Source organism: Acinetobacter chengduensis, from assembly GCF_003664645.1.
Taxonomy (GTDB): Bacteria; Pseudomonadota; Gammaproteobacteria; order Pseudomonadales; family Moraxellaceae; genus Acinetobacter; species Acinetobacter chengduensis.
On the sequence record NZ_RCHC01000014.1, the window covers coordinates 55,006 to 77,013 of the forward strand.

The window sequence follows — 22,008 nt, forward strand, 5'->3', positions numbered from 1 at the left end:
GTTATTCATGTTCAAGGATAGAAAAGGATTTAAAATATGAAACCATCAACTTTACGTTTGACCACATTGGTTTTGAGTTTAGTGGCATCAGGTTTGGCCAGTGCAGAAACTTATATTGTGGATCGTTATCAGGACGATAGTGCAAAAGGTTCACTGCGTTGGGCGATTGAACAATCGAATGCCAATGCGACACAAGAAAATGAAATTCAAATCCAAGCTGTGGGTAAAGCCCCCTATGCAATTAAACTGAATCAGCCTTTACCACCGATCAAATCTTCAGTAAAGATCATCGGGACGCAATGGGACAAAACAGGCGAGTTTATTGCGATTGATGGTTCAAATTATATTAAAGGTGAAGGCGCTAAAGCCTGCCCGGGGGCAAATGCTGAACAGTATGGTACCAATGTCCGCACAACAACTTTACCCGGTCTGGTGCTGCAAGATGTGAATGGCGTGACCTTAAAAGGTCTTGATATTCATCGTTTCTGTATTGGTGTATTGGTGAACCGTTCAAGCAATAACTTGATTCAATATAACCGTATTAGTAATAACTACGGTGGTTCAGGCGTGATGTTGACGGGTGATGACGGTAAGGGTAATCCGACTTCGACCACTACCAATAACAACAAAGTTTTGAACAACTTGTTTGTAGATAATGGAGATGGTCTTGAGCTTACCCGTGGCGCGGCATTTAACCTTGTGGCCAACAATCTATTTACTTCAACCAAAGCCAATCCAGAACCGTCGCAAGGTATCGAAATTTTGTGGGGCAATGACAATGCCGTGGTTGGCAACAAATTTGAAAACTACTCGGATGGTTTGCAAATCAACTGGGGTAAGCGCAATTACATTGCTTATAACGAACTGACTAACAATTCAATTGGCTTTAACCTCACCGGTGATGGCAACATTTTTGACAGCAATAAAGTGCATGGTAACCGTTTAGGGATTGCCATTCGTTCTGAAAAAGATGCCAATGCTCGTACCACCCTAACCAAAAACCTAATTTGGGACAATGGTAAAGATATTAAACGCTGTGAAGCGGGTGGTTCGTGTGTTCCAGATCAGCGTGTGGGTGCCATTGTTTTTGATGTGCCTGCGCTTGAACATGCTGGCTTTGTCGGTTCTCGTGGGGGTGGTGTAGTCATTGAAACGGCGAATCTGCAAAAAACCTGTACACATTCGAATGAACAAGGCTGTAATGCGATGCCAAACCAAAATATCCAAGCGCCACGTTTAACCTTTAAAAAAGCTCAGGTCACCGCTACAGTTCAGGCAAAACCAAATCAGCGTTATCAGGTTGAGTTCTTTGCTAATCGTCAAGCGAATAGTCAAGAAGCTGAACAGTATCTAGGGAGTCAAGTTGTGACAACCAATACACAAGGTCAAGGTCAAGCAATATGGAAAGTGGCAAGTGATGTGGCCAATGTGACAGCCAATGTTACTGACCACTTGGGGGCAACTTCTGAACTGAGTCCAGCCGTTCGCATTAAATAATAAAAACCGCATGAAAAGCTCACTTGAGTTGAGCTTTTCTCACAAAAAAGGATGTTTGGTATGCAACAACTATTAAAACTTGGCACATTATCTTTGGCACTTTTAACTTGCCAACTGGCTTCTGCAAATGAATTTTATTCGGCTGATCGTCAATGGTTATTTGGGGATTGGAACGGTGAGCGGAAGCAACTGGAAGATCAAGGCTATAAATTTACTGCGGCAATTATGAGTCAGGCGGCAACCAATCTGGATGGTGGTTATAACGATGACAATAGTTTTGACAATGCCGCGCAGCTCACACTGGGTGCCAATTTTGATTTAAATAAAATTGCAGGTTGGGAAAATACTACAGCCGGTTTAATGATTACCAAACGTGATGGTAACGCCCTAACGCTTGAACGAATTAAAGACCCTCGTGCCAGTACCTTGGGCAACAGCCAAGAAATTTATGGTCGTGGCAAAATTTGGCGCTTAACTCAGGCTTGGATCAAAACTGGATTTGATGATAACCGCGTTCAATTCAAAATTGGTCGTATGGGCATGTCTGATGACTTTAACAGCTCGCAATGTGAGTTTCAGAACTTACTTTTGTGTGGTGGACAGTTAGGTAAGTCCATTGGTTCGATTTGGTATAACTGGCCTGTCAGCTTATGGGGCACCAATGTTAAATATCAATTTGCACCAGACTGGTCACTTGGCGTTGGCGTCTATGAAGTCAACCCAGACAATGTCAAAACAGACTCAGACAGTGATGGCTTTAACCTCGATATGGACAATGTCGAAGGGGCGACCATTCCAGTTGAACTGGCATGGAAACCAAAACTTGCCACATTTAATGGTTTATCGGGTGAATATAAACTCGGTGTACTGTATTCCACAGCAGAAGCTAAAGATGTGGGCACATCAGGAGAAATCCACGATGGTAAATATAGTTTTTGGTTGAATGCTCAACAACAACTGACTCAACACGGGGCTGATCCGAAGCGCGGTTTATATATCAGTTTCAATGGGGTCATCAATGACCGAGACACGACCGCTGTAGAAAGTACACAACAACTGGCACTTTGGTACAAAGGTCCTTTTGATAGCCGTCCAAATGATTCCATCGGTTTTGGCTTAGCCAATTATGTCGTGAATGATCGTGCGACGGACAAGCAAATCGCCATCAATGAAGGTCGTGGTTATTACAGTTATGACGCGCTCGCCAGCGATTATGTCCCAATTCAACATGACGAACTCAATGTCGAGTTGAACTATACGTATCAATGGTCTCCTGCGGTGATGCTCAGACCCAACTTGCAATATATCTATCAACCTTCTGGGGTGAAAGAAGTAGATGACGCATGGGTGGCGGGCCTTAGCGTTAAGGTGAATTTTTAATCGTATTTGAAGTGGAAGAGTGTTTAAAATATCAGTGATGTGATTGCTGAATTTAAATGCTCTTTTTTTCATTGTTGAAGCAAGTTAATTGTGGATGCTCAAAGTTTGGATGTGGTGTGAATGATGCTCAAAACAAAGTAGGCGAGATCATTTAAAACACAGCATTTGGAGTAAAAAGTATGTCCGAAGCGCAATCTCAACCCATATTTAAAATATGGTGCTTTATATTAGGCTTAGCTTTATTGCTGACTGGCTTATTTTATTTAATCGGTGGTGGACAACTGATCAGTTTAGGTGGTTCATGGTACTTCCTCATTGCAGGTTTATTGACCACCATTTCCGCAATATTTATTTTTAGAAAAAAAGCATTGGGTGTCTGGATCTTTGCACTGGTTTTTCTTGGAACCGTGGTTTGGGCACTGTTTGATGCCGGTTGGGATTTTTGGGCACTCCATTCACGTTTAATGTTTCCTGCCGGTTTATTTGCCGCACTGTGTTTTACCTTACCTGCTATTCGTAAGTACCAATTTCAAATTGCGCCTTCAGCACCCGCTTATGCCTTAGGTGGTTTAACGGTGTTAGGTATGCTCGGTGGTTTGTATGGCATGTTTATTCCACATCCAACGGTAAAAGCCAGTGGTGAAGAGCTACCCTTAGTGCCTGTAACAGCTCAAACTCAACAAGTGAATTGGTCACATTATGGTAATGATGCCGGTGGGAGTCGTTTTGCTGCGTTGGATCAGATCAACCGTAATAATGTATCTAAGTTAAAGGAAGCATGGCGCTTTCAAACAGGCGATATGACTACAGGTACGGGTAATGGCGCAGAAGACCAGCTCACGCCTTTACAGGTCGGTGATAAAGTCTTTTTATGTACACCGCATAACAATATCATTGCTTTAGATGCGGACACAGGTAAACAAATCTGGAAAGCTGAAGTGAACTCAAAAGCCGATGCTTGGGAGCGTTGCCGTGGTGTAGGTTACTTCGACTCGACTCAAGCTTTGGTACAGCCAACTTTAGCAGGTGCAAGTCCTGTGACTGCAGTGGCCAGCAATACCGCATGTCCACGTCGTGTTTATACCAATACGCCTGATGGTCGTTTAATTGCAGTGAATGCCGATACCGGTGAGCGTTGTAAAGACTTTGGTGTTGATGGAACAGTTAACTTACTGGAAGGTCTGGGTGAAGGTACTCAGGCACCTCGTTTCGAAGTAACTTCTGCACCAACAATTGCAGGAACCAGCATCATTGTTGGAAGTCGAATCGCAGATAACTTTGCAGCGGACATGCCTGGTGGTGTAATTCGTGCTTATGACGTGATTACTGGGCAGCTGCGCTGGGCGTTTGATCCACGTAATCCAGATCCAAACTACGTCCTTAAACCAGGTGAAATCTACAAACGCAGTTCTGCTAACTCCTGGGCAGCAATGTCCTACGACCCGCAAATGAACACTGTATTCTTACCGATGGGAAGTTCATCTGTCGATGTATGGGGCGGTAACCGTCAACCTACAGATCATAAGTACAATTCTTCTGTTTTAGCTTTAGATGCAACGACAGGTAAAGAGAAGTGGGTGTATCAAACTGTTCACAATGACCTTTGGGATTTCGATTTACCAATGCAACCAAGTCTGGTTGACTTCCCAGTGCAAAATGGACAAACTAAACCAGCTGTTGTAGTTGGGACGAAATCAGGTCAGTTCTTTGTACTTGACCGCGTTACGGGTCAGCCTTTGACAAAGGTGGTTGAACAACCTGTAAAAGCTGCAAATATTCCTGATGAGCAATATAGTGCAACTCAGCCACGTTCAGTTGAAATGCCACAGATTGGTAATCAGACTTTGACTGAATCAGATATGTGGGGTGCAACGCCATTTGACCAGTTAATGTGTCGTATTAGCTTTAAATCAATGCGTTATGAAGGTCTCTTTACTGCACCAGGTTCTGATGTTTCATTAAGTTTCCCAGGTTCGTTAGGTGGCATGAACTGGGGCAGCATCGCCTTTGACCCAACGCATCATTATATGTTTGTCAACGACATGCGCTTAGGTCTGTGGATTCAGTTGATTAAACAGACACCTGAAGATTTAAGACTTGAAGCCAGTGGCGGAGAGCAAGTCAACACAGGTATGGGTGCAGTGCCGATGAAAGGTACACCATATAAAGTGAATAAAAACCGCTTTATGTCAGTACTGGGTATTCCATGTCAAAAACCACCTTTTGGAACCATGACAGCGATTGATATGAAAACTCGCCAGGTCGCTTGGCAGATTCCTTTAGGTACAGTTGAAGATACTGGTCCAATGGGCATTAAAATGGGCTTAAAAGCGCCGATTGGTATGCCAACCATTGGTGGCCCGATGGCGACTCAAGGTGGTTTAGTATTCTTTGCTGCAACGCAAGACTTCTACTTACGTGCATTCGACTCTTCAAATGGTGAAGAGCTATGGAAAGCGCGTTTACCTGTGGGTAGCCAAGGTACACCGATGAGCTACATTTCTCCAAAAACAGGCAAGCAATATGTGGTTGTATCTGCAGGTGGAGCACGTCAGTCGCCTGATCATGGTGATTATGTGATTGCTTATACACTAGAGAAATAGAACAAATAAAAACAGACTGATTGTGTCAGTCTGTTTTTAGGTGAATCATAAATTAGAGATGTGCAAGGTGAACAATTTCACCCAATTTTTCGGCAGTTGCAATCAATGCTGGACTCAGTTCGTCAACTCGCTTTTCATTTAGGCGAAAAGATGGTCCGGCAATACTTACTGTACCAAAAGGCTTTTGCGTATGCGGATTGATAATGGTTTTCGCCATTGCTGTCATGCCCAATTCATAAGTATCTGAAATGAGACCATAACCACGTTCGCGTGAAGCCTCAACCATTTGTGTCAATTGATCTAGGTTCTTCGGTGAGTTTGGCCCTAATTGATCTGCTTTTTCAAAACCTTCACGTTCTACAATTCTTGAAAAATCTTCAGCTGGAATATTCGATAAATAGGCAAGACCACAGGCTGATGCCGGCAAATAAGCAATGCTGCCAGAATCAGGATCATATTTTAGCCCTGATTTGGAGCCTTGTGCTTTGGCAATCCAGATAATTCTTTCATCTTCGATCATGCCCAAACGTACAAGTTCAGCAGATTGTTCTGCAAGTTCATTAAGTAAAGGTTGAAATGTTTCTGTGATTGAACGTGAAGATAAGTAGGTTAATCCCATGGATGCGATTTTCAAACTTAGTTTGTAGTGCTGAGTCTGTTCGTCCTGATAGATATACCCCATATCTTTCATTGATGTTAAAAGTCGGTGCATTGCAGATTTTGGAATATCCAGATCTGTTGACAGCTGACTGAGTGCGCATCCATTCACTTCTTTTAATAGCGCTTCAAGAATCTGTAGTGAACGATCATTGTTACTAAGCATAAAAATCCTGATATATTTTATGGAACACTGTTCCAAAAATTTAAAAAACAGATTATATTACATTCAGATTCTATCCTAAAAGGGTTTGGGATGAATCTAAAGTGACGCGCGAGTATTTACTGCTCATTTAAAAGAGCAGGCCTGAATTGAATAAAACCAGCGGTGCATGGAAAAGGCATTAAAAGCTGGTTCACGCTAAGGGAGCATGTGTATGACTCAACAGGTCGATTTAAGGGAGTTCATCAATGAAAATAGGGTGTCTCCTTTACAGAAATTAGTCATTTTTCTGTGTTTAATGATTGTAGTTGTAGACGGTATTGATATTTCGATTATGGGTTTTGTAGCACCTGTAATCAAGCAAGAATGGGGTATTAGTACCACAGACTTGGCACCTGTAATGAGTGCGGCCTTGATTGGATTGGCCTTAGGTGCAGTGATTTCTGGTCCATTGGCTGACAAATTTGGCCGAAAAAAATTATTGATTATTAATTTAATAGGATTCGGATTGTTTACATTACTCGCTGCACTTTCAAGTAATGTGACTGAATTAATGATCTATCGATTAATTGCAGGCTTATTTATGGGTGGGGTAATGCCACAAGCTGTAACATTAGTCACTGATTATTCACCAATGCGTATTAATGGCCGAATGGTAACCATTATTTTAAGTGGCTTTACTATTGGTGCAGCAATTGGAGGCTTTTTAGCAGCTTGGGTGATTCCACATTTTAATTGGCACGCCATGATGATTATCGGCGGTGTATTACCTTTAATCCTTGCAATGCTCGCTTTTTTTATTCTACCTGAATCAATTGGCTATAAAGTTTTAAAACAACATCCAAAAGAAGAGATTAATGCGTTAATTAAACGTATTGCACCTGATTTTGATATGACCAATAAGGAAATTGTTTTACCAAAACCTAAAACCAATACAGTTAATAACCCAGTAAAAACAGTAATCAGTCCATTTTATGTCTTAGGAAGTTTCTTGTTGTGGTGGAGTTATGCATCGGGTTTGTTTGTGGTTTATCTACTCGGCAGTTGGTTACCGATGATGAGCAATGAGTTTGGTTTCAGTATAAGTGAAGCATCTCTAATTACTGCAATTTATCAGTTAGGTGGACCTATTGGTTGCATTGCATGTGGATACTTGATGGATAAACTCAATCCATATCTTGGTTTGGTCATTGGCTATGTTATTGCGATTTTCTTTATGATCTTTATTGGTGAAGTTGGGCATAACTTTATGCTGTACAGCACGATGTGCTTCTTCATTGGTATGTGGATGAATGGTGCCAATGCAGGAATCAATGGAATATCAAGTGCATTCTATCCAGTCTTTGCTCGAGCGACTGGAAATAGCTGGATGCATGGTATTGGACGCTTAGGTGCTGTAGCTAGTGCATTTGCAGGAGCTTATTTCTTAAGTTTAGGATGGCCAGCAAGTAAAATTTTCTTGGTTTTATCCTTTCCAGCCATGGGAATTATCATCGCATTATTAATTATGAAAACCGTGTACTCTCCCAAAAAAATGCAACAACGTGAATTAGACAACGCACAGGCATAAAACTGCCAAAAAAAACTAATCTACTGAATTTAAAAGGATATTGAAAATGAACATTCAATTGAACGGATCAACTCGTCTTTACTTTGTGGTTGGACACCCAATTAAACAAGTGAAATCACCAGAAGGTGTTACACAGGAGTTAGTCAATAAAGGACTTAATGCGATTGTTTCACCGGCAGATGTCACTCCAGAGAATTTTACGGGCTTTATTGCACACAGCAAAAATATGTTGAATACAGATGGTCTAATTGTGACCGTTCCCCACAAAATTTCGGCTTTGCAAAGTTGTGACAAAGTTACTGAACGTGCGCAATTTATTGGGGCTGTAAATACCATCCGTCGTTGTGCAGAAGGTTGGGAAGGTGACATGTTGGATGGCACTGGAATGGTTCAGGCCATTCTAGAAAAGAATATTTTACTTAAAGATAAACGCGTGATTTTGGCTGGTGCAGGTGGTGCAGGTAAAGCGATTGCTTTTGAACTATTACTTGCAGGTGTGGCTGAACTTGCAATTTTTGATGTGGATGCTTCGCGTCAACAACAATTGGTCGAGCAACTAAGCCAACTGCAAAAAGGTAAAGTCATTGCGCATGACAATAATCCGCATGGTTTTGATGTGATTGTGAATGCAACACCAATGGGGATGAATGGAGATCCATCGTCATCTTTTCAACTTGACGAGCTGACTGTACATATGGCTGTTGCTGATGTTGTAACGAGCCCTGCAGAAACACCTTTCGTGAAACATGCAACACAGTTAGGGTGTGTGGCGGTCAAAGGAACAGACATGTTTATCAAAGTACGTGATTTGATGGTGAATTTTTTACTTGAAAATCAGGTTGGAGATAAGAATGATGCAGCATGATACTGTGCAACGTAAATATTCATTGTCATTTTTGACGGTTGCTGATGTGAGTCCAGTAGAAGCAGTCAAGATTGCAGCGGAATGTGGGTATGCGCAGGTAGGATTGCGTTTATTACCTGCTGCACCCCATGAATCTGAATATCCAATTTTAACAGATCAACATTTAATTCAAGAAACTCAAGCTATTTTAAACGATACAGGTGTCAAAGTTGCGGATGTCGAAATTATCCGCATTAACCCTGATTTTGACGAGAAAAAGTACTCGCAGTTTTTGGATGTCGCACAACAATTAGGGGCAAAACATATTCTGATTGCCGGAAATGATTCAGAGCAAAACCGCTTAATTGAAAATTATGCAAAGTTCTGTGAGTTGAGCAAAAGTTATGGCTTGAGCTGTGATTTAGAGTTTATGCCGTGGACTGCTGTTAAAAACTTAACGCAGGCACAAACCATAGTGGAACAAACAGGACAGTCAAATGCAGCTGTTCTAATCGATTCACTGCATTTTGACCGTTCAGATTCAACACTTGAACAAGTTCAAGCCATACCTGCTTCACGTTTGAATTATGTGCAGTTATGTGATGGTTTTGCCGACTATGATCCAAGTGATGAAGGGCTGATTAAGATTGCGCGAAACAATCGCTTAGTGCCAGGTCAAGGAGACATTGATTTGGTGGCTTTAATTGCAGCACTTCCAAAAAATATTACATTGGCAGCTGAAGTTCCAAATTTAGAGTTGGCCAAACTCCCTGCTTTAGAACGTGCGCGAATTAATTTGCAGGCCATCCAAGCTCTGGTGGCTTTAGCAAATGTGGACGCTGTAGCGGGGTAAGAACATGAATGCGTCAACTCAACATGATTTTATTGTAACAGATAAGACATTTCGTGATCAGCAACAATGTGATGTTTTGGTCATTGGTTCTGGTGCAGGGGGATTATCTACCGCAGTGACTGCGGCAGCTCAAGGGTTAGATGTGATCGTTGCTGAAAAAGCAACCGTCTTTGGTGGTACGACAGCAGTTTCAGGAGGGTGGTTATGGATTCCTAATACGCCTCATGCCAAAAAAGCAGGGAAAGCTGAGTCGATTAACGTACCCAAACAATATCTAAAAAATGTTTTAGGGGATCAGTATGATGAACAAAAAATTCATACGTATTTAACTAAAGCACCTGAAATGGTTGATTTTTTTGAAAAATCAACTGATGTTAAATTTAACATCGGCGCTGCTGTACCTGATTTTTTCAATATTGAAGGGTCGCGTGTGGGTTGGCGTTCAATTGTCGCAGCTCCATTTGATGGGCGTAAATTAGGTAAAAATTTACATTTGTTAAAACCGGCAATTCCTGAAACAACCGTATGGGGAATGGGGATTGCATCGGGTGTTGACATGAAGCATTTCATTAATACATTCAATGCGTTATCTTCATTTATTTATGCCACTAAGCGTGTTTTGCGTCATTTTATGGATTTACTTTTTAGACATCGTTCTACTCAAATCGTAAATGGTAACGCTTTGGTGGCTCGGTTACTCAAATCTGCTTTAAATCATAAAGTTAAACTTTGTTCAAATCACTCTGCCATGCAACTTATTTATGAGCAAAATTGTGTTGTTGGTGCGATTTTTAATACGCCTAAAGGTCGGGTCAAAATCTTGGCTAGACAGGGCGTAGTGCTTGCTACAGGTGGTTTTCCGCATGATGAAAAGCGTAAACAACAACTTTTTCAGCATGTTGCATTAGGTACGCCACATTACTCAGCAGCACCAGAAACAAATACAGGTGATGGTCTAAAATTAGCAGAGTCTGTTGGAGCAAGTGTTTGTGATAATTTGCCATGGTCGGGTGCATGGGCGCCAGTGTCATTGATGCCACGTTTAGATGGAACACTAGGTCGTTTTCCTCACCTTGTTGAGCGTGGTAAGCCGGGATTAATTGCAGTCTTACCCAATGGAAAGCGCTTCACCAATGAAGGTGATTCATATCCGTCATTTGTCAAAGATTTATTCAAACATACGGTGAAAGGAGATCTAAATCGTTGTTGGTTGATTTGTGATCATAAATTTATTCGTCGTTATGGTCTTGGTGCTGTCAAACCTTTCCCAATTTCTATGCAACCTTGGCTAGAGAATGGTTATTTAAAATGTGCAGATAGTATTGAGGCTTTAGCTGAGGTATGTGGTATTCAGGCAGATGTCTTCAGAAGCACAGTCAAAAACTATAACAGCTTTGCCCAAAACGGAACGGATCCGGAGTTTCATCGAGGTACAACACCTTATCAAAAAGCACAAGGCGATGCTGAACACCATCCTAATCCATGTATTGCGCCTATTGAAAAAGCACCATTTTATGCCGTTGAGATTGTACCGGGAAGTTTAGGTACTTTTGCAGGGCTCAATACAGATTGTAAAGCTCGTGTATTAGATAAGGATACACAGCAACCTATTCAAGGTTTATATGCTGTGGGCAATGATATGAACACGATTATGGGTGGGCAATATCCGAGTGGCGGTATTACCTTAGGGCCTGCCATGACCTTTGGATTTATTGTTGGTCAGCATCTGGCACAACATGCCAAGTTGAATTCGGACAAACAAAAAATGGATGGAAAAAGATAATGGAAAAAACAGTCGACTTATTGGTTATCGGTGCTGGTGCTGCTGGGATGTCTACAGCTTTATTTGCAAAATTAAATGGTCTCGATGTTTTGCTATGTGAAAAAGATCCGCAAGTGGGAGGTACAACAGCAACATCTGGGGGAACAGTATGGGCGCCCGGTTCACATTTGAGTGTAAAGGCAGGTGTGCCCGATGACATTGAACAAGCGAGAATTTTCTTAAAATCGGTTGTTGGCTCACGTGGTGGGGAACAGCTTCGTGATGCTTTTTTAGACTCTAGTCCGAAAATGATTCGTGATTTAGATGAAAAAACTACTGTCAAATTAAATGCTTGTTTAGCACATCCAGACTACGTAAAGAATCAACCGGGAGAAGCCTTTGGTGGTCGTGCGCTTGCGCCTGCTGAATTTGATGCCAGTGTGTTAGGTTCTGACTTTAAATACGTAAAACCACCACGTCCTGAGTTTATGGGTTTAGGTGGCATGATGGTCAATCGTAATGAATTAAATGCCTTGTTGAACCCATTTTCATCAGGGACAAATTTCATGACAACGATGAAAGTCGTGCTGCCTTATTTTTTATCACGTTTACGCTTTCAGCGTGGTACACGGTTAGTGATGGGTAATGCTTTGGTTGGAAGCCTTTTTCATAACCTAAAACAAAAACAAGTTTCTGTTTGGGTGCAATCACCATTACAAGAATTGATTTATGAAAATGGTCAGGTTGTAGGTGCAAAAATTTTGCATGAGCAAAAAGTCATTAAGATAAAAACCCGTAAAGGCGTAGTACTGGCAACTGGCGGGGTTGGCTGGAATAAAAAACTCCGCGAAACCTTATTTCCTAAAGGGCTTATCGAAGATTCACTTTCACCAAAATCCAATACTGGTGATGGTTTAACACTGGCAAATAAGATTGGTGCGCAGATTGATCCTTCTGTAGACAGCAGTGTGTTGTATTTCCCATGTTCTATTCATACACATAAAAATGGTTATAAAGCCATTTGGCCACACATCATTTTAGATCGGGCTAAGCCGGGTGTTATTGCGGTCAATGCTGATGGACAACGATTTGTGAATGAATCTGATTCATACCATGATTTTTGTATGGCACAAATTAAATCGAATAAGTCTAAATCTAAAGTGGTGTCATACCTCATTTGTGATGCAACAGCAATTCAGAAATATGGATTAGGCTTTGTTCTTCCGGGTGCAAAAAAGCTGAACTATTACTTGCGTGAAAAGTATTTATTCAGTGCAGACAGTTTAGACGCACTAGCCAAGAAAGTCGGGATTGATGCCATTCAACTTAGTCAAACCGTAAAGCGTTATAACGCTTTTGCTGAAACGGGCATTGACCTCGATTTTGGCAAAGGCTCAGGCTTGATGAACCGTTTTAATGGCGATCCAGATGTCAAACCGAACCCATGTCTAGGTCAATTAACACAAGGCCCTTATTACGCTTTACCCGTTATTCCAATGGACTGTGCAAGTAGTGGTGGTTTAGCTGGTGATGAGTTTGGTCGTGTGCTTAATGATCAAAATCAACCGATTCAAGGTCTATTTGCATGTGGAAACGATCTGTCTTCGATTTTTAAGGGAACTTATCCAGGCCCTGGGACAACATTAGGACCAGGGATGGTATTTGCGTGGCGTATCGCACAATTTGCGTCGGGCAAACTCATTCCACAACCGATTTCTCATTCTAACTCTCAATCAAATTCTACACAGGAGCGCGTTTCAGCATGAAACTTTATCAACTGATTAATATCACAATTAAAATGGGTACTGCAGGTGCGGTAGCAAATGGTATTCAGGATTATTATGCAAGTGCTGATGCACAAGCAAAATTATTAGGCGTATGGTTCTCAGATATCGGTCAACTTAATCAAATAGTAGTTTTAGTTAGTTTTGCATCACAACAAGCTTTGGATGCTGAAAAAGCACGTTTATTTGCACAAGAAAATGTATTTGCAAATGCTGAAAATATCATTAAATTTTCAGTTGAAAACTTTGCAGGTTTTGATTTCTTACCTGAGGTTGAATTGGGTGAGTTTGGTCCTGTATATGAAATTCGTACTTATGAATTGAAGCATGGGGGTGTGCCACATGTTTTAAATGCTTGGAACAATGCAGTCCCTGAGCGTACTCAATATTCAAAATTAACTATCGCAATGTATGCACTAGATGGTACACCACGTATAGTAAGTATTTGGCCATACAAATCATTAAATGAACGTTCTGAAATTCGTGCAAAATCGGTTGCAGATGGTATTTGGCCACCGAAAGGTGGACCACAATGGCTAACTCATGAAATGCAGTCGATGATTGCGTTACCGACAGCGATTTCACCTTTAAAATAAGAATGTGTTTGTTTAGATAATGAAGATGACTAATGTTAGAGGCGTTGGTCATTTTTATTTTTTAACTTATTTTTAATCAATTAAGAAGCAGAAATGAGAATATGAAAAAGGATATAAACTTTTCTAAAATTATTTTTGGCGGCAACGTATTTGGTTGGACAGTTAATTTAGAACAGTCTCTTAATCTATTAGATTACGCCTTAGAACATGGTATTCATACTGTAGATACGGCAGATATGTATTCTACTTAGGTAACAGGCCATACTGGAGGAGAGTCTGAAGCAGTAATAGGGGAGTGGTTAAAACGCAAACCATCAAATCGTGAGCGAACTGTGCTAATTACAAAAGTTGGCGCTACTTTGAGTGGTGATAAAAAAGGTTTGTCTAAAAAATATATCAAACAAGCCATTGAAGACTCATTGAAGCGTCTAAACACTGACTACATTGACGTTTATATAAGTCATTATCCCGATCCTGAGACTCCGATTGAAGAAACCTTAAGTGCCTATGCGGATTTAATTCAAGAAGGTAAGGTATTAAAAATTGGGGCATCCAATTATTCTGCTCAGCAACTTGAAGATGCATTACACAAAAGTCAAACTCTCAACTTACCCAAATACGAAATTTTTCAGCCAGGATATAGTTTAGTAGAGCGTCAGCAATATGAGACAGAATATAAGGCAATTTGTGAAAAACATCAGTTGAGTGTGATTACTTATTTTAGTTTGGCTGCTGGATTCTTAAGTGGTAAATATCGTGAAATTTCGCAGCTTGAAAATTCAGCGCGCAAACGCCAACTAAAACATTACTTTAGTGAACAAAGCTTAAATATATTAAACGTCATGGATAGTTTGAAAGAAAAATATCAAGCAGAGATTGCAGAAATTGCTTTGGCCTGGATCATGGCCCAGCCTAGTATTACTGCACCGATTGCCTCTGCTACTTCTACTACCCAAATAGATTCATTACTTAAAGCTACGCGTTTGGAACTGCATGCAAAAGATATCGATTTATTGAATAGAGTAAGTCAATATGAGTAGCTACTTAACTTATCTAATTATAAAACAAGTAAAAGGGACGATATTTCGTCCCTTTTACTTACTAAGATAGGCGTTCTACGATTAGGCTGTTTTTTGCAAAAAATTTAATTGTTCAATATAAACTGTATTTTGGTTTTTGGCAGCCTGTTCAATGCATTCAAGCAACTGAATATTCAAAATAGCATCTTCAGGGGATGATATCGGTTTTGCTTTATGCTCGATTACTTCAATAAAGTGAGTTAATTGGTTGATATAAACATCTTGTTCTTTATTAGGTTCGATTTTATTTTTTATAAGTGAGACAGCCCAACTTTTAAGTTGGTCTTTAGGATAATTCCAGTATTCAAGATTTGGTACACTCAAAGCTCCTTCCGAACCACTAATAAAATAACAGTTTTGATCTGGAGATACTGCAAAACTATCTTTATTTTCTTCAGTATTTTGATCCCATCCCCAAGGTGAAACAGCAGCATCAGAGGCCAATAGAGTACCTAAAGCACCATTTTTAAAGCGCACTAATATTGAAATTGTATCTTCAACTTCTAGGTTACGATTTTTATTAGATGTCATTGCTTGTACAGATTCAATTTCACCATTTAAATAGCGCATTAAATCTAAATCATGTACAAGATTGATGGCCAATACACCTGCACCAGCTAACCGATGCCATTCTATATCAAAATAACTGTCGGGTTTATATACGCTCCAGAGTGCATTAAAGGTATTAATTGTGCCTAAAGTGCCTGCCTCAATAATTTCTTTGGCTTGCTGAATGATTTTATTATGACGGCGATGATGGCCGACCAATACTGGTACATTCAATTTTTGTTGCGCTTCAATTAGGCACAATGCCTCTTTGGTATTTATTGCCAAAGGTTTTTCTAGTAAGCATGGGATGTTATGTTGCATACATTGAATTGCAGTACTGACATGGAAACGGTTTGGATTAGCAATTACAACACCATCTAATTTAACATGGTTAAAAAGCTCTTCTAAATCTTTGTAGTTAGGTACATTAAATTCCTGTGCCATAGCATCTGAATATGGGTCACTAACAGCAACTAATTCTGTATTAGGATGTTTAATAATAGTTTGAGCATGTTTTTTGCCCATGACACCTGCTCCAATAATGGCAATTTTTTTTCCTTGCATTTAAGCGACTCCTTGCTTGTAAAGCTAATAAATCAATTCAGGTTGATTTGAGTGTTGTAATAAAAAATTTATACTTAAATTTCTTGCGAGAATAATTGTCTAAAAGTAGCGTTATCCAGCTAAAATATATGAAGAAATGAAAATGTATTTATGTAACTTTTATGTCTCTAGTTTTTTCGATAATAAGTATTTTAATAAATTTTCATTTCGAAATATGATTTGACAAAATATAGCAAGTAAATGTAATTAATGGAACACCGTTCCAAAATATTTTTTAATTTACCAAAGCATTTATCTGAAGGAGAAGACATTGAGTGGAATGTGTTTATTGTAGATGCCGTATAAATTTCAATCCAAAGGTCTATAAACAGAATAAAAGCTATAGTGACAACTAAAAGACCTACACCTTTAGAGTGCAGGCCATCATTCGTTATCGAACACAAAAATTCCTGAGTTTATATACAAGTCGTGGTACCGTACACGATTTCGAACTATTCAAACGTAACTTGAATTAGGGTCCTCCAGGCGCTGTATTCTTGCAGATAAGGGCTAAGCCTGAAGTTATTTGGCAGTTTGAAAACCTTCAAAATTCTTGCAGAGCGATATCTTAACCAGTGAAAGACTAGGATTAATATGCAATTTAATTGCGGGAATCTATTATTTTGAACTGAATAAAAAATGACTTTTGAAAGCAGTTTAATTATCAAGTTTTCACAGCTTTGCTGAATAGCAATTTATACAGAATTATTTTGAGTGCAGTATACGTCTGATATATGCTCGTATGGGATGTGTATCCAAGGCAAACTAGAACATCAGGAATTTTATAAATTTTATCGTAGGTGAAGAGCCCATATAGCTAGCCATTTCAAGAAAAAATAAAAGATCAAAACTCTCATGGAGAGGAATTGAAGCTGAACTTAGAATGGCTAAAAGTAAAAAAGGGATTAGTTTGAAAATTAGTAATGACAACTATCAATATAATAACTGCTCAAAAAATTTTGAGCGATTTATTTTTAGTAGGCATCTATCGCCGTTGGAAGTTAGCTCGAATTAATGACTAACTTACAGTGTTAAATAATTTAACAGGTTTAAGAATGCGATATCAAAAAAAGGGAGGAGAGTACTAAATGAGGCATAATTATATAGATCATTGTATTCAACAAGCCTTAAAAGGGAACATTGTGCATTTATACAATAACTTATATTTTTTAAGTGCTGAAACAGCCTTAAACCAAGTCCTTATACCTGAGCATATCTGCTGTAAAGCACCATATTGGATTATTGGTTATGAGTTGCCTAGACCGATTAAAAATAAACAGGAGTTAAAGTCATTATTTACGTGGCATAACTTTTTTAGTGAATTTGCGAGCAATGCAGATGAATTTAAAGATTTTAATCCTAGGGATGAGTAATGAAATATTATAGTCTTGCAAACTTTATAGTCTTGAAATTTCTCAGCTTAAGTTGATGATGATTTCAGTATTGACTGCATATTAAAGGATTGTTTATGAGCAATGGTGTAAAGAGGCAACTTGGTTTTTTTTAATCGTACTTTGCGGAGTAATTGCCTATAATTATATGGCTACTCGTCAAATAGAAAATACGGTGGTGAATTCCAGCGTTCAAGATCGAGAGCGAGCATTTATTCAAAAACGAGCTGATTACATAAAAAATCATGGTGAGACCAGTTTGGCTGATCAAGAAATTAAGCAAGAACTGGCATTCAGAAGAGGGCATGCTTTAATGAGTCGTTCATCTTCGTACCAGAGTGCTGAAGAGCAAGATCTTGAGCGATCTGTAAAGTGAGATAGATATTATGGTAGATCGGATTGTTTCTAAAGATAATGCAAAAAAAGCCGATGAATCCTCAGTAAAAAATCAAAAAGATGAAATAATAAAGGAGGGTTATATGCAAGCTATACTAAACGGAGATAATCAAATTCCTACCAAAATCATCAGAACTGATCAAGATATTGTGGGATTTTTAAGACATTACTAGAGTTTTATTTGATCGCTTTGATTTTAATGAGGTATTGCGGGATAGCTGGATCACTACTCAATTTTAATTTATGTCATAATTTATTAATCTTAATTTCAAATAAAAATCAAGGAGACAATGAATGTCGAGAAAAGTAATAATGACTACAAATGAAAGACGTCTTCAAGCATTAAATCAAATGCGTGCTAGCTACCGTGGTGTGCAGCTTTTAAGGCAAGATAGAACTAGATTTATACAGCATAATATTACGACTCAATCTAGCATATTTTCCACAAGCGACAATAGGGATCCTGCATGTGATGAGCTATCAATGGAAATAGATGATAGGGATATATTAAAAGAAGCTGCTGAAGCGATGTATGCCTCTACAGGTGATACAATTTGGTTGAGTTTTTAAATATATCTTTAGGGTTTTGATGTTATCTTAATGTCAGAGGCTCAGCGTGTCTTGAGGAATTCCTCAACAGAGATTTCTTGCTCTACATAGAAAACACCATTTTGGTCTGCTTTCATTTTTTTAATAGAATTACCTTGGAGTTTGTTGATCTCTAGTAGATCTTTAAGTATTTGATCTGCAATTTTATTCTTCCAATTATTTTCTGGATCTAAAGGAATCGACATGAGGTTCTCCTAGTTCGGATGTGGTATGAATTTCATTATCAGTATCGCAGAAAATTTGAAATAAATTGAAGTAGTGGATAAACATGGCCGAATGTATATATGAGCATTTAAGCGTGGATAATGAGCTTTATTTATATGCAAGCTTTTGTAGTTCATCTTTATGTTGATGAATTACACGTTTTATATGATGTGAGACGATACGTTGCGTCGCTTGGCTGTTGTCAAATACCATAGGTATAACTTCAATTATGGGGCGTGATCTTTGTTCAACATTTTTAAAATCGATTAGTCTTTTCATTTTTCCATAAAACTTTAATGGCGTTATATAATTTTATACTAATGAGAAGCATGAGCCGAAGTTTAAAAGTCCTAATTTACTATTAAGTATCAAGAAACCATGTGTCGGTACTTATTTTAGGTTCTGATAGGGCTGATATTTCATCATTAATATGGCAAAAAAATTTAAAATTGAATTATCTGACGCTTTAAAAGGTTTCACAAAAATATGTCTATTTAAACTTCGATGATCAAATTTTCTCTAAACCCATTTTTACCTTGCTCTGGCGGATAACCCAAAGGATTGATCACTAATCTACATCCGTCGACTACAGTATCCACTGATGTATGCGTATGTCCTGCAATCCATAACCTAAAACCTTTTACATCTAGGTTATTAATAAAATAGGGATTGAGGGCCGATGCAACAGGATGCGTACCCCAATATGGATCAAGACAAGCTAAATGAGGCGGGAAGTGCGTAATGACAATCACATTATCTTGATTCTTAAATTGCATTATATTTTGATAATATTTATTAAATAGTTCAATGTAGTCATTAGCAGTTATAGTTCGATGATCATGGCCAATCATGATTTGATTAAAATCATAAATCGATTGTTCAGCATCTTTTTGAGACTGTAAAAGTACGTTAGGAGATGTAAGTGGGGAATTGGAGCGGAAGTTCGTAAATAACGTGCCGCCAACAAATATTTTATCTCGTATTTTGATATGGTTATCATCAATTAGTGCATTTTCAGGGTAATTTTCTTTCAAGAAATCTACGACTGAATTGTAGTTAGAGCTGTAGTAATCATGATTACCTAAAACAAAGATAAATTTTTTATTTAGAGATTTACATTTTTCGGCAAACTCAATTGCACCACTTAAGCGATTAGAAAAATCGCCAGCGTGAATAATGACATCAGCTTGCTCTGATATTGAATATTTAGAATTGTGAGTATCCGATAAAATTTGCAGTTTCAATCTACTTCCTTTATTAAATCACGCTGCTTAAATATATAGAGTTTCATTGCGATCAGTTTACAGCAACTAGATATTGTAAAAATTATAAGATACTCATCTGTGTCCTTAAGCCTCTAAAAATATAGGTATTTATTTTTGAATAAATTGATTAAATATTAATCATAAAATTTGACCAATTGAATTTATGCACATAATATAAAGATGTTACAGCAAAATCTGTGACCAGGCGTGGAAACCTGTTACTCAACGAACTAAAGAGTCGCTTTTAGTGGCTCTTTTGTGTCTACATGGCGCTTTTATGGTAAGCCAGGTAGGGCAGTCTTTGACTGGCCGTTTCGTTGAGCGGTATTTCCACACCCTATTTGGTTTGCCTCCATCTCGTGGAAAAGATGTTGGCAAACGACAATCTATCAACGAGGTTTAAAATGCATCTTTATATTATTTCTATCTGTTTTTTCTCTAGCAAAAAGATACTTCTGAGTTGATGAGTTTTTAATTCATTTATCACTGATTTTAATTTTAATTACTTCTAATTTCGTAATCTCACGAGATCTAGAGAAGTATTGCCTAGAGAAAATAAAATGGCTCGTACTAAGCTTTTAACCAATATTATTCAAAGAAAAATGATGCTGCTTGACGAAATGTCGCACTCAAATCTGCACCATAACTTTGAAATATCACTTTATGACTTAGCCAACCATGAGATCCTAGAAAAACTATATAAAGCAGACAATCAACGCTCCACAGAGTGTTGGAGCCCTGCTGAAATTCAGGAGTTTATTCTAAACTGTTTGAATGATCGTAATGTCAATTTATGCGTTCGCTATTGGAAAGATGCTGCTGGTAATATTTATATCATCGATGGTGGGCACAGGATTTCAATTATCTATGCTTGGATCAAAAGATACTTTATTGATGAGCAAGTAGCAGGAGCCCCAAAATTCACGGCACCACAAAAACGAGATATTCGTCAGATTCGTAATCGATTAGGTGGATTAGCTGATTTTCAAGAGTTATGTAACGATTCTGAGTTTCAGCAAAAATTAAAATCAACCAAAATTAATTTTATTGAAGTCATTGGGACACCTGAGGAAGCTCGAAAAGCCTTTTGTTCAATCAATTCGGATACGAAGCGATTAGATCCAGATGAAGAATATCATTTACAGAATAGGGGGAGTGATGCTTTTTATGTGATTTATGCGTGTTGTTATATAAACGATAATAAATCCAACTTGGCTGAACTGAATTACGATCGGATAAATGAAGTGATTACTTTGGGTGAGCAAATTCATGATCATCTTTTTAAGATAATACTTTTAGAGCCGGATTTAACACACGGTAAAAAAATCGGCTTGGTCAATGAACTCCTGAATATCATGTTTGGTGATACTAGTCAGAATACTGTGAGTATAGACCAAGGTCAGCGTGTAGAAAATTTAATGCTAAAACTTAGAGTTGTGCTGTGTCGTATCGCTACACCAGCAATTAGTATTCGGATTCCAAGTCTGGGCTTACACCCAAAACTATATTTTTATAAAGATAATCGTTTTCAAGTGACATCCTTTTTGGCCTGGTTCTCTATCGTCTGTGAAATTCAAGAAGACTGTTTTGAAATACAGAATAAAAAGATAGATTTTATTGGATTTACTCGAGCACGCCGTGGTGTTGAAAGTTTAATTGAAAAAATTCCTGTGGCGATCAAAGAAACTGTCGGTAAGTTTGGTAGCGGGATCAGATCACATGAGCGATTGAAAAACGTCTATCAAGCATTTATCTGTATTGGACTCAATATGGATTTAGATTTCGAAGATGAAGTTTGTTTGAACACCGTCATTCTTTCGATGAGTCAATCATTTGATTATATTAATTTTAATGATTTTTACCTTGAACGTTTTGGTGGTGATTATGATGAGACCATTGTGGATGATGTTGTGAGCTTTGTGAAATCAGTAAGACTAACAAAGAAGAAAAAACCTCTAAATTTTTCACTCGCGACCAAAAGAAATCTTTATCAACGTGAGGAAAGGAAAACATGGAGCTATTGCGAAGTATGTGATAGCGCTCTATACCTTGAATCGACTGAAGTAGATCATCGAGAATCGAAAGCAGAAGGTGGTTACGGTGTTTTAGAAAATGGAGCAAATGCTCCCTTATTTTTTTGTTTTTTAGTAGACTGGGGTCAGTGTTTAGCCTAAGTGCAAAATCAATAAGTATTTGGACACCC

At 38.6% G+C, this 22,008-nt stretch carries 18 protein-coding genes and 1 pseudogene; 15 read left to right on the plus strand and 4 right to left on the minus strand.

Features of this window, described 5'->3' with window-relative positions:
• Positions 1-36 precede the first annotated feature (36 nt).
• The 3 genes from D9K81_RS12705 (at position 37) to D9K81_RS12715 (ending at position 5,480) form a co-directional block, all read left to right on the plus strand.
• Positions 37-1,497: a NosD domain-containing protein gene (locus D9K81_RS12705; protein WP_121523378.1), complete on the plus strand. Its 1,461-nt coding sequence runs from the start codon at positions 37-39 to the stop codon at positions 1,495-1,497.
• 60 nt (positions 1,498-1,557) lie between these two features.
• Positions 1,558-2,877, plus strand: coding sequence for a carbohydrate porin (locus D9K81_RS12710; protein ID WP_121523380.1), 1,320 nt, complete (start codon positions 1,558-1,560; stop codon positions 2,875-2,877).
• Between the two features lie 179 nt (positions 2,878-3,056).
• Positions 3,057-5,480 carry a glucose/quinate/shikimate family membrane-bound PQQ-dependent dehydrogenase gene (locus D9K81_RS12715; RefSeq protein WP_121523382.1) on the plus strand — a complete coding sequence of 808 codons (2,424 nt, stop codon included), beginning with the start codon at positions 3,057-3,059 and terminating at the stop codon, positions 5,478-5,480.
• 52 nt (positions 5,481-5,532) lie between these two features.
• Here D9K81_RS12715 and D9K81_RS12720 read toward each other — a convergent pair whose 3' ends face one another.
• Positions 5,533-6,303, minus strand: a complete 771-nt coding sequence (locus D9K81_RS12720) for an IclR family transcriptional regulator (RefSeq protein WP_121523384.1) — start codon at positions 6,301-6,303, stop codon at positions 5,533-5,535.
• Positions 6,304-6,514: 211 nt separating this feature from the next.
• On the opposite strand from D9K81_RS12720, the gene D9K81_RS12725 reads away from it, so the two are divergent.
• From D9K81_RS12725 to D9K81_RS12755, 7 genes and pseudogenes are all read left to right on the plus strand, one after another.
• Complete coding sequence (locus D9K81_RS12725; RefSeq protein ID WP_121523386.1) at positions 6,515-7,870, plus strand: MFS transporter; 1,356 nt, start codon at positions 6,515-6,517, stop codon at positions 7,868-7,870.
• Positions 7,871-7,916: 46 nt separating this feature from the next.
• Complete coding sequence (locus tag D9K81_RS12730) at positions 7,917-8,735, plus strand: shikimate dehydrogenase family protein (RefSeq protein ID WP_121523388.1); 819 nt, start codon at positions 7,917-7,919, stop codon at positions 8,733-8,735.
• The gene (locus tag D9K81_RS12735; protein WP_235831044.1) at positions 8,722-9,567 is read left to right on the plus strand and encodes a sugar phosphate isomerase/epimerase family protein; all 846 of its coding nucleotides are present in this window, start codon (positions 8,722-8,724) and stop codon (positions 9,565-9,567) included. The genes D9K81_RS12730 and D9K81_RS12735 overlap by 14 nt, the downstream gene beginning before the upstream one ends.
• Before the next feature lie 4 nt (positions 9,568-9,571).
• A complete protein-coding gene (locus D9K81_RS12740) occupies positions 9,572-11,350 on the plus strand; it encodes an FAD-dependent oxidoreductase (protein ID WP_121523390.1) in 1,779 nt (592 codons plus the stop codon).
• Positions 11,350-13,095 (plus strand): FAD-dependent oxidoreductase, encoded by a 1,746-nt coding sequence (locus D9K81_RS12745; RefSeq protein ID WP_121523392.1) that lies wholly within the window; start codon positions 11,350-11,352, stop codon positions 13,093-13,095. Before D9K81_RS12740 ends, D9K81_RS12745 begins: the two co-directional genes overlap by 1 nt.
• Positions 13,092-13,709: an NIPSNAP family protein gene (locus D9K81_RS12750; RefSeq protein WP_121523394.1), complete on the plus strand. Its 618-nt coding sequence runs from the start codon at positions 13,092-13,094 to the stop codon at positions 13,707-13,709. Before D9K81_RS12745 ends, D9K81_RS12750 begins: the two co-directional genes overlap by 4 nt.
• A 101-nt stretch (positions 13,710-13,810) precedes the next feature.
• Positions 13,811-14,749 (plus strand): annotated as a pseudogene (locus D9K81_RS12755) (aldo/keto reductase).
• 81 nt (positions 14,750-14,830) lie between these two features.
• Here D9K81_RS12755 and D9K81_RS12760 read toward each other — a convergent pair.
• On the minus strand, positions 14,831-15,901 hold the full coding sequence (locus tag D9K81_RS12760) for a Gfo/Idh/MocA family protein (protein WP_121523396.1): 1,071 nt from the start codon (positions 15,899-15,901) through the stop codon (positions 14,831-14,833).
• A 1,127-nt stretch (positions 15,902-17,028) separates the two neighbouring features.
• Here D9K81_RS12760 and D9K81_RS12765 point away from each other — a divergent pair.
• The 4 genes from D9K81_RS12765 to D9K81_RS12780 all read left to right on the plus strand — a co-directional run bounded on the left by D9K81_RS12765 (position 17,029) and on the right by D9K81_RS12780 (position 18,297).
• Positions 17,029-17,313 carry a hypothetical protein gene (locus D9K81_RS12765; protein ID WP_121523398.1) on the plus strand — a complete coding sequence of 95 codons (285 nt, stop codon included), beginning with the start codon at positions 17,029-17,031 and terminating at the stop codon, positions 17,311-17,313.
• Between the two features lie 166 nt (positions 17,314-17,479).
• Positions 17,480-17,707 carry a hypothetical protein gene (locus tag D9K81_RS12770; protein ID WP_235831045.1) on the plus strand — a complete coding sequence of 76 codons (228 nt, stop codon included), beginning with the start codon at positions 17,480-17,482 and terminating at the stop codon, positions 17,705-17,707.
• A 10-nt stretch (positions 17,708-17,717) separates the two neighbouring features.
• On the plus strand, positions 17,718-17,900 hold the full coding sequence (locus D9K81_RS12775; protein ID WP_121523400.1) for a hypothetical protein: 183 nt from the start codon (positions 17,718-17,720) through the stop codon (positions 17,898-17,900).
• 121 nt (positions 17,901-18,021) lie between these two features.
• Entirely contained in the window at positions 18,022-18,297 is a 276-nt protein-coding gene (locus tag D9K81_RS12780) for a hypothetical protein (RefSeq protein ID WP_121523402.1), read from the plus strand.
• 41 nt (positions 18,298-18,338) lie between these two features.
• Here the strand turns inward: D9K81_RS12780 and D9K81_RS12785 are convergent, their stop codons facing one another.
• A complete protein-coding gene (locus D9K81_RS12785; protein WP_121523404.1) occupies positions 18,339-18,521 on the minus strand; it encodes a hypothetical protein in 183 nt (60 codons plus the stop codon).
• A 513-nt stretch (positions 18,522-19,034) separates the two neighbouring features.
• Positions 19,035-19,784 carry a metallophosphoesterase family protein gene (locus D9K81_RS12790; protein ID WP_121523406.1) on the minus strand — a complete coding sequence of 250 codons (750 nt, stop codon included), beginning with the start codon at positions 19,782-19,784 and terminating at the stop codon, positions 19,035-19,037.
• Between the two features lie 581 nt (positions 19,785-20,365).
• Between D9K81_RS12790 and D9K81_RS12795 the strand changes: the two genes are divergently transcribed.
• Positions 20,366-21,979, plus strand: coding sequence for an HNH endonuclease (locus tag D9K81_RS12795; RefSeq protein ID WP_121523408.1), 1,614 nt, complete (start codon positions 20,366-20,368; stop codon positions 21,977-21,979).
• Positions 21,980-22,008 lie beyond the last annotated feature (29 nt).